Source organism: Streptomyces sp. NPDC005774 (genome assembly GCF_042871645.1).
Taxonomy (GTDB): Bacteria; Actinomycetota; Actinomycetes; order Streptomycetales; family Streptomycetaceae; genus Streptomyces; species Streptomyces pratens.
Genome location: NZ_JBIAIV010000005.1, coordinates 186,233 through 197,915, shown reverse-complemented (window position 1 = coordinate 197,915; position 11,683 = coordinate 186,233). Strand labels below are relative to the sequence as shown.

Below are 11,683 nucleotides of genomic sequence, written 5' to 3'. Positions count from 1 at the left end.
GGAGTCCCTTTCGCGGGTTGTCGGGTTGCTGGGTTACCGGCTTGTCGGGTTGCCGGTCACCGGGTCTGCTGTGGTGGGTCTGCGGTGTGTGCCGAGGCCGTAGGGGCTACGGGGACTGGACAGGCCGCTCCGGGAGGTCCTGCGGGTCCGGGCAGCCACAGGACGTGCGGTGCACGAAGGTGCAGGAGAGCCGCTCGGTCCGAGCGGGCCGGTCCGGCGCGGCGAGCCGGTCCAGGAGCATCTGGACGGCACGGGCGCCGATGTCCCTGCTGGGCTGGGCGATCGCGGTGAGCCGGGGGGAGAACAGGTCCGCCCAGGCGAAGTCGTCGAAGCAGCACAGCGCGATGTCCCCGGGCACGGAGAGCCCGTGGGCGCGCAGGGCGCGCAGCGCGCCGATCGTCATGGCGTTGTTCCCGGTGACCAGCGCGGTCGGGGGAGCGCCGAGGGAGAGCAGGTCACCGGTGGCCCGTTCGGCGCCGGCCGACTCGGAGTCGCCGTGCACCAGGAGCCGTGCGTCGAACGGCAGCCCCGCACCCGCGAGGCCCTGCCGGTACCCGGTGATCCGCTCGGCGGTGGTGCTGAACCCGGGCCGCCCCGCGACCAGGGCGATCCGGCGGTGGCCGAGCCCGGCGAGGTGCGTGACCAGCCGGGCCGTCGGCTCCGTGTTCTCGGCGCAGACCTGGTCGAAGCGCGGGCCGTCCTCCCCGGGGCCCTCGACCACCCGGTCGAGGAACACGGCCGGTACACGATGGCGCCCGAGGTAGGCGAGCAGCCCGCGCGGCTGCGAGGAGGACGCGACGATCATGCCCTCCACCCGCCGCTCGTGCAGCAGCTGCACGACCTTGCGCTCGTGCTCGGGGTCGTCGTGCGGATCGGCGATGAGCAGGCTGTAGCCGTACTCCAGGGCGGCTGCCTCGACGCCCTGGAGGATTTCGGTGAAGTACGGGTTGCTGATCGCCGAGACCGCGAGCCCGATCGAGCGGGTCCGGGAGGTCACCAGCGAGCGGGCCAGGGTGTTCGGGGTGTAGCCGAGCTCCTCGACGGCGTCCAGGACCGCCTGGCGGGTGTGCGGGAGGACCGGCCGTGTGCCGTTCAGGACGTGCGAGACGGTCGCGACCGAGACCCCGGCGCACCGCGCCACGTCCGTCATGGTCGCCATCGCCCACTCCCTTCGCGTACCGGCCGACGCGGATGTCCCGCCGCGGCTCCGTGACGGGGAAGCTATCCCATCCGGCGGCAGACGTAAACGTTTGCGCAAGCGTTTACGTTTCTCGCGCGCACCGTGCCCCGGCCCACCGACCTCACCCGCTCCCCGCCCGGCGACCGGAGGGATCACCCCCGATAAGGTCGCCACGTACCGCCGTCCGACCAGTGGAGATCCCATGTCCGGCCGATCCGCCGCGAGCCGCCGTACCGTTCTGAGAGGCATGGCCCTCACCCCTGTGGCCGGACTCGGCCTCACCGCCTGCGGGGGAGGCGAGGAGAGGCCCTCGCCGCCGACCGGGCCCGTCGAACTCGGCGCGGAGAGCGAGGTCGCCCGGGGGAGCAGCAGGCTGTACTGGGACCACAACGTCGTCGTCAGCCGGGACGACGAGGGCTCCTTCACGGCGTACAGCACCCTCTGCACGCACGCGAGCTGCCCCATCAACCAGCTGAAGGGGACGAAGCTGATCTGCCCGTGCCACGGGAGCGAGTTCGACGCCACCACCGGCAAGGTGCTGCGCGAGCCGGCGGTGGCACCGCTGACACGGCTCTCCGTCGAGGTTCAGAACGGCACGATCATCGCGAAGCCGCAGACCTGAGCCGCAGGACTGAGCCGCAGGACTGAGGTCCGGCTCCGAGCCGGGCCTCAGTCCCAGTCCCAGCCGATCCCCACGTACCCCGAGCGCACGCGCGGCTCGACCAGGTGCACCGAGCGGTGCAGAGCACTGACCGCCAGCTCCTGACGGCCGCCGCGCGGTGCCGCCGCGGAGTGCTGGGTGAACCGGTGGCAGCGCGCCGGGAGCGCCCCGGCGTCGAAGCACACCTGGAGCGCGTACTGGCCGCCGGGGGAATCCGTCCCGTGCAGGTACTCGCGCGAGACGCCGGCCGTGCCGTCCTCGACGGCGTACCGGAACAGGAACGTGTCACCGGCCCGCAGCCGCGTGTCGAAGAGCAGCTCGGCCGCGAGCACACCGGTGTCCTGCTGCCAGCGGACGCGGCCGGTGCGGCAGTTCTCCAGGGAGTGCACGGTCATCCGGGCCGGTGCGGAACCGGGGTCGCCGTGGTGGACGGCCACGAAGCGGTCGATGCCGTCCCGGTGCGCGCACACGATGTGGTGGGACTCACGTTCCGCCAGCTCCCGGTGCGCCCCGATCCGGACCCGCTCGTGGTGTCCCAGGGTCTGCAGCCCACTGTCCCGTGGGGCGTCGAGCTCGGCCAGCAGCCCCGCGAGGACGCCCGAGGCCTCGAGCAGCGAGCGGTAGGAACGGCCCGCGGGGCGGTCGTCCGGCGTCTGCTCGTCGGACTCGGCGAGCAGACGGATCAGCGACTCCTCCGGCAACTCCAGAATCTCCTCCAGTGCCCGTACGGCCCGCAGCGACTCCGCGCGCTGCGGGCGACGGGCGCCCTGTTGCCAGTAACTGAGACTGGTGACCCCCACCTTCACGCCGTGGCGCGACAGATGGTGCTGCACCCGTTGCAGCGGCAGGCCGCGGGCGGCTATCGCGGCCCGCAGGGCGACATGGAAGGGGCCGCCGCGCAGGGCCGAGTCCAGTTTCGCGGTGGTGTCCGTGTCCGTGTGCGGTGTGGCGTGCGGCATGCAGGGGCCTTTCTCTGAATGTCCACAACGGCTGGTCAGGCCGTTCGCTCGGCGCACCCCGGGACCCTCCCCCGTCGGCGCGGACGGGTCTTCACATCCGTACGCCGCCGTTCAGGGCCCCGAGTTCCCCCGCATTGAAGCGTGTTGACCAATTCCCGACAACACCTGACGCCCAACAAGCGGACACCGCGCAGTGCGCACGCGTGGTACACACACGTCGGGGGCCGTGCCGACCCGAAGGCCGGCACGGCCCCTGACACCCTGCTGCGAAGGGCTTCCCTGCGACTTGCCCGAGACTTCCCTGCGACTTCCCCGTGATTCCCTACGACTGGCCGGACGTGTCCTGGCCGCTCCTCGGACGCGGACCCAGACGCTTGGCGCGCACGATGTCGGGGTCGCGTGGGTCGAGGGAGTCGAGGAGAGCGGCCGTCTCGTCCGCGTACCGGCGGGCGCGGGCGGCCGGCCGTCGTGATTTCTCGATCCGTGTCTGTCGCATTGTCCGACCAGCCCTCCGACTCGTGACCGCGTCCGCATACTGCTGGCATCCCGCCCGAGGGCCGGACCCCCCACATTCCCGCTTCCCACCGGTCATAACCGTTCCGGAGCAATGCCCGGCCGGTGGCCGCACGGCCCCGCCGTGGTGTCGGTCCCCGCCAGTAGGGTGTGAGACATGGCCGACCCCTCCAGCTACCGCCCCAAACCGGGTGAGATCCCCGACTCGCCGGGGGTCTACCGGTTCCGTGACGAGCACCGCCGGGTGATCTACGTCGGAAAGGCGAAGAGCCTGCGCCAGCGCCTGGCGAACTACTTCCAGGACCTCGCCGGGCTCCACCCGCGCACCCGCACCATGGTCACCACGGCCGTCTCCGTGGAGTGGACGGTGGTGTCCACGGAGGTCGAGGCGCTCCAGCTGGAGTACTCCTGGATCAAGGAGTACGACCCCCGTTTCAACGTCAAGTACCGGGACGACAAGAGCTACCCGTACCTCGCGGTGACGATGAACGAGGAGTTCCCGCGCGTGCAGGTGATGCGCGGTCACAAGAAGAAGGGTGTCCGGTACTTCGGTCCGTACGGGCACGCGTGGGCGATCCGCGACACCGTGGACCTGTTGCTGCGGGTGTTCCCGGTGCGCACCTGCTCGGCCGGTGTCTTCAAGAACGCCGCCCGCACGGGCCGCCCCTGCCTGCTCGGCTACATCGGCAAGTGCTCGGCGCCCTGCGTGGACCGGATCTCCGCCGAGGAGCACCGCGAACTCGCGGAGGAGTTCTGCGATTTCATGACCGGCCGCACCGGCACCCATCTGCGTCGCCTGGAACAGCGGATGACCGAGGCGGCCGAGGAGATGGAGTACGAGCGGGCCGCCCGCCTGCGGGACGACATCGGGGCGCTGAAGAAGGCCATGGAGAAGAGCGCGGTGGTACTCACCGACGCCACCGACGCCGACCTGATCGCGGTCGCCGAGGACGAGCTGGAAGCGGCCGTCCAGATCTTCCACGTGCGCGGCGGACGCGTGCGCGGCCAGCGGGGCTGGGTCACCGACAAGGTGGAGGAGATCACCACCGGCGCCCTCGTGGAGCACGCCCTGCAGCAGCTGTACGGCGAGGAGACCGGCGACGCCGTCCCGAAGGAGGTCCTGGTCCCCGCGCTGCCCGACCCGGTGGAGCCGGTCCAGCAGTGGCTCACCGGGCGGCGAGGCTCGGGCGTCTCGCTGCGGGTCCCGCAGCGCGGGGACAAGCGGGCCCTGATGGAGACCGTGGAGCGCAATGCCCAGCAGGCCCTCGTCCTGCACAAGACCAAGCGCGCCTCCGATCTGACCACACGCTCGCGCGCGCTGGAGGAGATCGCCGAGGCCCTCGGCCTGGACAGTGCCCCGCTGCGGATCGAGTGCTACGACATCTCGCACCTCCAGGGCGACGACGTGGTGGCCTCCATGGTCGCCTTCGAGGACGGGCTGGCCCGCAAGAGCGAGTACCGCCGTTTCCAGATCAAGAGCTTCGCCGGCCAGGACGACGTCCGGTCCATGCACGAGGTGATCACCCGCCGCTTCCGGCGCTATCTCGCCGACAAGGAGCGGACCGGCGAGTGGAGCGACGGCGAGGAGCCCGGTGCCGGTGCCGGGACCGAGGCCGGCGGTGAGGCGACCGGTGTGGACGGGACCCCGGGCCCGGACGGCACCGCCGGCGCCGAGGGTGTCCCCGGCCCGGACGGCACCGCCGGCGGTCCCGCCGTACCCTCCGCGAGCACGCTCACCGAGGACGACGGCCGCCCCAAGCGCTTCGCCTACCCGCCCCAACTGGTGGTCGTCGACGGCGGGGCCCCCCAGGTCGCGGCGGCCCGCCGGGCCCTGGACGAGCTCGGTATCGACGACATCGCGGTGTGCGGCCTCGCCAAGCGGCTGGAGGAGGTGTGGCTGCCGGACGACGACGACCCGGTGGTGCTGCCCCGCACCAGCGAGGGCCTCTACCTGCTTCAGCGCGTCCGGGACGAGGCGCACCGCTTCGCCATCGGTTATCAGCGCGTCAAGCGGGCCAAACGCTTCCGGTCCGGTCCGCTGGACGACGTGCCCGGCCTCGGCGAGACCCGCAAGCAGGCGCTGATCAAGCACTTCGGCTCGGTGAGGAAACTACGGGCGGCGACCGTCGAGCAGATCTGCGACGTGCCCGGCATAGGCCGCAAGACGGCCGAGACGATCATCGCGGCTCTTGCCGGAGCGGTCCCCGCCGGTCCCGCCGTGAACACGGCGACGGGCGAGATCATGGATGACATGGATGACATGGTTGATATGGATGGCATGGACGACGTGGAAGAACCCGGGAAGTCCGGGGCTTCTCCCGGGGAGCCCGTGTCCACGGGCGCCCCGGACGACCGACGGGGGCTGGAGAGATGACCGAGCACGAGACACGCCAGGACACTGGTCAGGAAGCGGCCCGGGAGAAGGGCGCGGATAAGGTCCGGGGCCCCGGCCAGGACGCAGGTCCCGGGACGCGGCAGGGCGACGGCGACGGAACAGGTGACGGAGCACAGGTGAGTACGGGCAAGGAAACAACCGGGGCCTCCGAGGCGGCGACCCCCGAGCTGGTGATCATTTCCGGCATGTCCGGGGCGGGCCGCTCCACGGCCGCGAAGTGTCTGGAGGACCTGGGCTGGTTCGTCGTCGACAACCTCCCGCCCGCGCTGATCCCCACCATGGTGGAGCTCGGCGCCCGCTCCCAGGGCAATGTGGCCCGGATCGCGGTCGTCGTCGACGTCCGCGGCCGGCGCTTCTTCGACAACCTCCGTGAATCCCTCGCCGACCTCGACACCCGGGGCGTCACCCGGCGGATCGTCTTCCTGGAGTCCTCCGAGGAAGCCCTGGTGCGCCGCTTCGAGTCGGTGCGCCGCCCGCACCCCCTCCAGGGCGACGGCCGCATCGTCGACGGCATCGCCGCCGAGCGCGAACTGCTGCGCGAACTGCGCGGCGACGCCGACCTGGTGATAGACACCTCCAGCCTCAACGTGCACGAACTGCGCGCCAAGATGGACGCCCAGTTCGCCGGCGACGAGGAGCCCGAACTGCGGGCCACCGTGATGTCCTTCGGCTTCAAGTACGGCCTCCCGGTCGACGCCGACCTGGTCGTGGACATGCGGTTCCTGCCCAACCCGCACTGGGTCCCGGAACTGCGCCCGTTCACCGGCCGCCACGAGGAGGTGGCGGCGTACGTCCTCAACCAGCCCGGCGCCAAGGAGTTCCTCGACCGGTACGCCGAGCTGCTGCGGCTGATCGCCGCGGGCTACCGCCGTGAGGGCAAGCGCTATGTGACCATCGCCGTCGGCTGCACCGGCGGCAAGCACCGCTCGGTCGCCATGTCGGAGAAGCTCGCCGCCCGACTCGCCGCGGAGGGCGTGGAGACGGTGGTCGTCCACCGGGACATGGGACGGGAATGACCGCACGTACCCCGCGGCTGTACCGGCTGCGCCGGGCGATGCCCGAAGGGCGCGCCGGACGGCCGGCCGAGATCCGCGGCGCCAGACCGCGACGCCGGGGTACCCAGCCCAAGGTGGTCGCCCTCGGCGGCGGCATGGGGCTGTCCGCCTCGCTCGCCGCGCTGCGCCGGATCACCGGTGACCTCACCGCCGTCGTCACCGTGGCCGACGACGGCGGCTCCAGCGGACGGCTCCGCGACGAACTGGGCGTACTGCCGCCCGGCGATCTGCGCAAGGCGCTGGCCGCGCTGTGCGGCGACGACGAATGGGGCCAGACCTGGTCCCGGGTCATCCAGCACCGCTTCCAGTCCAAGGGGGAGCTGCACGAACACGCGGTCGGCAATCTGCTGATCGTCGCGCTGTGGGAGCAGCTCGGCGACCATGTCCAGGCCCTGGACCTGGTGGGCCGGCTGCTCGGCGCGCACGGGCGGGTGCTGCCCATGTCCGCCGTACCGCTGGAGCTCCAGGCCCGGGTTCTGGGCCATGACCCGCAGCGCCCCATGGCCGTGGAGACCGTCTGCGGGCAGGCGACCGTCGCCCTCACCCCCGGCGAGGTGCAGTCCGTGCACCTCGTGCCGAACGACCCGCCCGCCGTCCCCGAGGCGGTCGAGGCGGTCCTGGACGCCGACTGGGTGGTGCTGGGCCCCGGCTCCTGGTTCTCCTCTGTCATCCCGCACCTCTTGGTGCCTGAACTGCTGGACGCGCTCATCCGGACCAAGGCGCGCCGGGTGCTCTCCCTGAACCTCGCCCCGCAGCCCGGAGAAACCGAGGGCTTCTCCCCGCAGCGTCATGTGGAGGTTTTGGGACGACACGCCCCTAAACTCGCCCTGGACGTGGTGCTGGCCGACGAGGCCGCCGTGCCCGACCGCGACTTGCTGACCGACGCCGCCAAGCGGCTCGGCGCCGCGGTCGAGCTGGCGCCGGTGGCCCGGCCCGACGGAAGCCCCCGGCACGATCCGGAGCTGCTGGCCGCCGCGTACGACCGTATTTTTCGGATGCATGGAAGGATCGGCCCATGGCGATGACGGCAGCGGTGAAGGACGAGGTTTCCCGGCTCCCCGTCACGCGGACCTGCTGCAGAAAGGCGGAGGTCTCCGCCGTTCTGCGGTTCGCCGGCGGCCTCCACCTGGTGAGCGGACGCATTGTGATCGAGGCGGAGCTGGACACGGCGATGGCCGCCCGCCGCCTCAAGCGGGACATCATGGAGATCTTCGGACACAGCTCCGAACTGATCGTGATGGCACCGGGCGGGCTGCGCCGCGGCTCGCGCTACGTCGTCCGGGTGGTCGCGGGCGGCGACCAGCTGGCCCGCCAGACCGGTCTGGTGGACGGACGGGGCCGCCCCATCCGCGGTCTGCCCCCGCAGGTGGTCTCGGGGGCCACCTGCGACGCCGAGGCGGCCTGGCGCGGAGCGTTCCTGGCGCACGGTTCCCTCACCGAGCCGGGTCGGTCCTGCTCGCTGGAGGTGACCTGCCCCGGCCCGGAGGCCGCGCTCGCCCTGGTCGGCGCCGCCCGCCGTCTGCACATCCCCTCCAAGGCACGTGAGGTCCGCGGCGTGGACCGGGTCGTCGTCCGTGACGGCGACGCCATCGGCGCCATGCTCACCCGGCTGGGTGCGCACGACTCGGTGCTGGCCTGGGAGGAGCGCCGGATGCGCCGCGAGGTGCGCGCCACGGCGAACCGGCTGGCCAACTTCGACGACGCCAACCTGCGCCGCTCGGCCCGCGCGGCGGTCGCCGCCGGCGCCCGGGTGCAGCGCGCCCTGGAGATCCTCGCCGACGACGTTCCCGAGCACCTCGCCGCGGCCGGGCGGCTGCGCATGGAGCACAAGCAGGCCTCACTGGAGGAACTGGGCGCGCTGGCCGACCCGCCGCTGACCAAGGACGCCGTGGCCGGGCGGATCCGCCGGCTGCTCGCAATGGCCGACAAGCGCGCCGCCGACCTCGGCCTCCCGAGCACGGAGGCCAACATCGGCGAGGAACTCGCCGACAACCTCGTCGGCTGACGCCCTCCCGCACGGAGCAGCCTCGCCGGCCACCCGGCCACCCGGCCACCCGGCCACCCGGCCATCCGGCCCATCCGGCCCGGTCGGTCGCCGGCGCCCCGCCGAGGGGGCTCTGCCGGGTCCCGCCGTCAAGGCTTCCCGACGCCCTGCCGACGAACTTCCGTCGCCGGACGAACCTCCACCGCCAAGCCCTCCGGCGTCCCCGCTCACGGATCGGCCGCAGTCGGCCGCAGGCCGGTCGGTGAGAAGGCGGGCGGGAGGTTCATCCGCGGGCTCCGGCACGGCGAGGGAACACCGGCAAAATCTTCCGCCCCTGGTCAAGTCGCCCTTGTGGACGGGCCGGACGGGGCCCCGGGTCTGGGCGGTCCGTACCCTACTGGCGGGTAAGGGTCGGCCTGTCGGGTATGGCCCGACTCGATGTCACGGGTGTGGCGCCGGAGAGGTAGGGTCGGGGGTGGTCGGGGACATCCCATACAGCTCGTCGGCGACTTGTGCCGGCGTACCAACGAGGAGATCGGTTCGTGACGATCCGCGTAGGCATCAACGGGTTTGGCCGCATCGGCCGGAACTATTTCCGCGCATTGCTGGAGCAGGGCGCAGACATCGAGATCGTGGCCGTCAATGACCTGGGTGACACCGCGACCACTGCCCACCTGTTGAAGTACGACACCATTCTGGGCCGCCTCAAGCAGGAGGTCTCCCACACCGCCGACACGATCACCGTCGACGGCAAGACGCTCAAGGTGCTTTCCGAGCGCAACCCCGCGGACATTCCCTGGGGCGAGCTGGGCGTCGACATCGTGATCGAGTCGACCGGCATCTTCACGAAGAAGGCCGACGCCGAGAAGCACATCGCCGGTGGCGCCAAGAAGGTCATCATCTCGGCTCCGGCCAAGGATGAGGACGTCACCATCGTCCTGGGCGTCAACCAGGACCAGTACGACCCGGCGAACCACCACGTCATTTCCAACGCCTCCTGCACCACCAACTGTGTGGCGCCGATGGCGAAGGTGCTCGACGAGAACTTCGGCATCGTCAAGGGTCTGATGACGACGGTGCACGCGTACACGAACGACCAGCGCATCCTGGACTTCCCGCACAAGGACCTGCGCCGCGCCCGTGCCGCCGCCGAGAACATCATCCCGACGACGACCGGTGCCGCGAAGGCAACCGCCCTGGTGCTGCCGCAGCTCGAGGGCAAGCTGGACGGCATCGCGATGCGCGTCCCGGTCCCGACCGGCTCGGTCACCGACCTGGTCGTCGAGCTCGGCCGCGAGGTCACCAAGGAAGAGGTCAACGCCGCCTTCCAGAAGGCCGCCGAGGGCGAGCTCAAGGGTCTCCTCGAGTACACGGAGGACCCGATCGTCTCCTCCGACATCGTCAACGCCCCGGCGTCCTGCACGTTCGACTCGTCCCTGACCATGGTCCAGGACGGCACGAGCGTGAAGATCATCGGCTGGTACGACAACGAGTGGGGCTACTCCAACCGCCTCGTCGACCTCACGGTCTTCGTCGGCAACCAGCTCTGATCGTGGAGCGGACCGCCTGATATGAGTGCAGGGCTCGGCCGGCGCGCCAACGCGCTGTCCGAGCCCTGACGCACGTATCGGAGCGATCGACCGCTTCCGATCACGAGTGATCACGAGTGATCACAAGCTCTTCTCCAGGAGTCCCTTCATGAAGACGATCGACGAACTCCTCTCCGAAGGGGTCGCGGGCAAGCGGGTCTTCGTCCGCGCCGACCTCAACGTGCCGCTGGACGGCACCACCATCACCGACGACGGCCGCATCCGCGCGGTGCTGCCCACCGTCAAGGCGCTTGCCGAGGCGGGCGGCCGTGTCGTCGTCGCCTCGCACCTGGGCCGACCCAAGGGCGCCCCGGACCCCGCCTTCTCACTTGCCCCGGCCGCCGCCCGCCTGGGTGAACTCCTCGGCGCCGACGTGGCGTTCGCGACGGACACCGTCGGCGATTCCGCCACCGCCACCGTCGCCGGCCTCGCCGACGGACAGGTCGCGGTCCTCGAGAACCTGCGCTTCAACGCCGGCGAGACGGCCAAGGACGACGCCGAGCGCGGCGCCTTCGCCGACCGTCTGGCCGGCCTCGCCGACCTCTACGTGGGCGACGGTTTCGGTGCGGTGCACCGCAAGCACGCGTCCGTGTACGACCTCCCGGCCCGCCTGCCGCACGCCGCGGGCTTCCTCATCGCCACCGAGGTCGGCGTCCTGAAGAAGCTCACGGACGACGTCCAGCGGCCCTACGTCGTCGCCCTCGGCGGCGCCAAGGTCTCCGACAAGCTCGCCGTCATCGACGAACTGCTCGGCAAGGCCGACCGCATCCTCATCGGCGGCGGCATGGCGTACACCTTCCTCAAGGCCAAGGGCTACGAGATCGGCACGTCGCTGGTCCAGGAGGACCAGCTGTCCGTCGTCACCGAGTACCTGGAGCGCGCCGAGAAGAGCGGTGTCGAACTGGTACTGCCGGTCGACACCCTGGTCGCCGAGGAGTTCCCGGACCTGAAGACGAAGGCGCCGGCCCACCCCGCCGCCGTCGCCGCGGACGCCATGCCGGCCGGCCGGATGGGCCTGGACATCGGCCCCGAGACCTGCACGCTCTACGCCTCGAAGCTCACCGACGCGGCCACCGTCTTCTGGAACGGCCCCATGGGCGTCTTCGAGCACCCCGACTACGCCGAGGGCACCAAAGCGGTCGCCCAGGCCCTTCTCGACTCCCCGGGCTACACCGTGGTCGGCGGCGGCGACTCCGCCGCGGCCGTCCGCATCCTGGGCTTCGACGAAAAGGCATTCGGCCACATCTCGACCGGAGGCGGCGCCTCCCTCGAATACCTCGAGGGCAAGACGCTCCCCGGCCTCGCCGCACTGGAGGACTGACCCTCAATGACCGCTGCTGAAAAAGG

General features: G+C 71.2%; 10 protein-coding genes. 7 read left to right on the top strand and 3 right to left on the bottom strand.

Annotated elements, in window-relative coordinates:
• Positions 1-106 precede the first annotated feature (106 nt).
• The gene (locus tag ACFYQA_RS07460) at positions 107-1,159 is read right to left on the bottom strand and encodes a LacI family DNA-binding transcriptional regulator (protein WP_388912852.1); all 1,053 of its coding nucleotides are present in this window, start codon (positions 1,157-1,159) and stop codon (positions 107-109) included.
• A 223-nt stretch (positions 1,160-1,382) separates the two neighbouring features.
• On the opposite strand from ACFYQA_RS07460, the gene ACFYQA_RS07455 reads away from it, so the two are divergent.
• Positions 1,383-1,802 carry a Rieske (2Fe-2S) protein gene (locus ACFYQA_RS07455; protein ID WP_386398540.1) on the top strand — a complete coding sequence of 140 codons (420 nt, stop codon included), beginning with the start codon at positions 1,383-1,385 and terminating at the stop codon, positions 1,800-1,802.
• Positions 1,803-1,849: 47 nt separating this feature from the next.
• Here ACFYQA_RS07455 and ACFYQA_RS07450 read toward each other — a convergent pair whose 3' ends face one another.
• Both ACFYQA_RS07450 and ACFYQA_RS07445 read right to left on the bottom strand, forming a co-directional pair.
• On the bottom strand, positions 1,850-2,800 hold the full coding sequence (locus ACFYQA_RS07450; protein ID WP_388912849.1) for a hypothetical protein: 951 nt from the start codon (positions 2,798-2,800) through the stop codon (positions 1,850-1,852).
• Between the two features lie 322 nt (positions 2,801-3,122).
• Positions 3,123-3,296 (bottom strand): hypothetical protein, encoded by a 174-nt coding sequence (locus ACFYQA_RS07445; protein WP_388912847.1) that lies wholly within the window; start codon positions 3,294-3,296, stop codon positions 3,123-3,125.
• 174 nt (positions 3,297-3,470) lie between these two features.
• Between ACFYQA_RS07445 and uvrC the strand changes: the two genes are divergently transcribed.
• The 6 genes from uvrC to ACFYQA_RS07415 all read left to right on the top strand — a co-directional run bounded on the left by uvrC (position 3,471) and on the right by ACFYQA_RS07415 (position 11,657).
• On the top strand, positions 3,471-5,687 hold the full coding sequence (uvrC, locus tag ACFYQA_RS07440; RefSeq protein ID WP_388912845.1) for an excinuclease ABC subunit UvrC: 2,217 nt from the start codon (positions 3,471-3,473) through the stop codon (positions 5,685-5,687).
• A complete protein-coding gene (gene rapZ, locus ACFYQA_RS07435; RefSeq protein WP_388912843.1) occupies positions 5,684-6,724 on the top strand; it encodes an RNase adapter RapZ in 1,041 nt (346 codons plus the stop codon). Before uvrC ends, rapZ begins: the two co-directional genes overlap by 4 nt.
• Entirely contained in the window at positions 6,721-7,788 is a 1,068-nt protein-coding gene (gene yvcK / locus ACFYQA_RS07430) for a uridine diphosphate-N-acetylglucosamine-binding protein YvcK (protein ID WP_388912839.1), read from the top strand. Before rapZ ends, yvcK begins: the two co-directional genes overlap by 4 nt.
• A complete protein-coding gene (whiA, locus tag ACFYQA_RS07425) occupies positions 7,779-8,768 on the top strand; it encodes a DNA-binding protein WhiA (RefSeq protein WP_332426615.1) in 990 nt (329 codons plus the stop codon). Before yvcK ends, whiA begins: the two co-directional genes overlap by 10 nt.
• A 521-nt stretch (positions 8,769-9,289) precedes the next feature.
• The gene (gene gap / locus ACFYQA_RS07420) at positions 9,290-10,297 is read left to right on the top strand and encodes a type I glyceraldehyde-3-phosphate dehydrogenase (protein ID WP_388912835.1); all 1,008 of its coding nucleotides are present in this window, start codon (positions 9,290-9,292) and stop codon (positions 10,295-10,297) included.
• Positions 10,298-10,445: 148 nt separating this feature from the next.
• Positions 10,446-11,657, top strand: coding sequence for a phosphoglycerate kinase (locus tag ACFYQA_RS07415; RefSeq protein ID WP_386398522.1), 1,212 nt, complete (start codon positions 10,446-10,448; stop codon positions 11,655-11,657).
• Positions 11,658-11,683: the final 26 nt, after the last annotated feature.

Excerpts from the sequence above, each read along its gene's own strand:
- ACFYQA_RS07460 (WP_388912852.1), bottom strand. The coding sequence starts at position 1,159 with ATGGCGACCATGACGGACGTGGCGCGGTGCGCCGGGGTCTCGGTCGCG.
- ACFYQA_RS07455 (WP_386398540.1), top strand. The coding sequence starts at position 1,383 with ATGTCCGGCCGATCCGCCGCGAGCCGCCGTACCGTTCTGAGAGGCATG.
- ACFYQA_RS07450 (WP_388912849.1), bottom strand. The coding sequence starts at position 2,800 with ATGCCGCACGCCACACCGCACACGGACACGGACACCACCGCGAAACTG.
- ACFYQA_RS07445 (WP_388912847.1), bottom strand. The coding sequence starts at position 3,296 with ATGCGACAGACACGGATCGAGAAATCACGACGGCCGGCCGCCCGCGCC.
- uvrC (WP_388912845.1), top strand. The coding sequence starts at position 3,471 with ATGGCCGACCCCTCCAGCTACCGCCCCAAACCGGGTGAGATCCCCGAC.
- rapZ (WP_388912843.1), top strand. The coding sequence starts at position 5,684 with ATGACCGAGCACGAGACACGCCAGGACACTGGTCAGGAAGCGGCCCGG.
- yvcK (WP_388912839.1), top strand. The coding sequence starts at position 6,721 with ATGACCGCACGTACCCCGCGGCTGTACCGGCTGCGCCGGGCGATGCCC.
- whiA (WP_332426615.1), top strand. The coding sequence starts at position 7,779 with ATGGCGATGACGGCAGCGGTGAAGGACGAGGTTTCCCGGCTCCCCGTC.
- ACFYQA_RS07415 (WP_386398522.1), top strand. The coding sequence starts at position 10,446 with ATGAAGACGATCGACGAACTCCTCTCCGAAGGGGTCGCGGGCAAGCGG.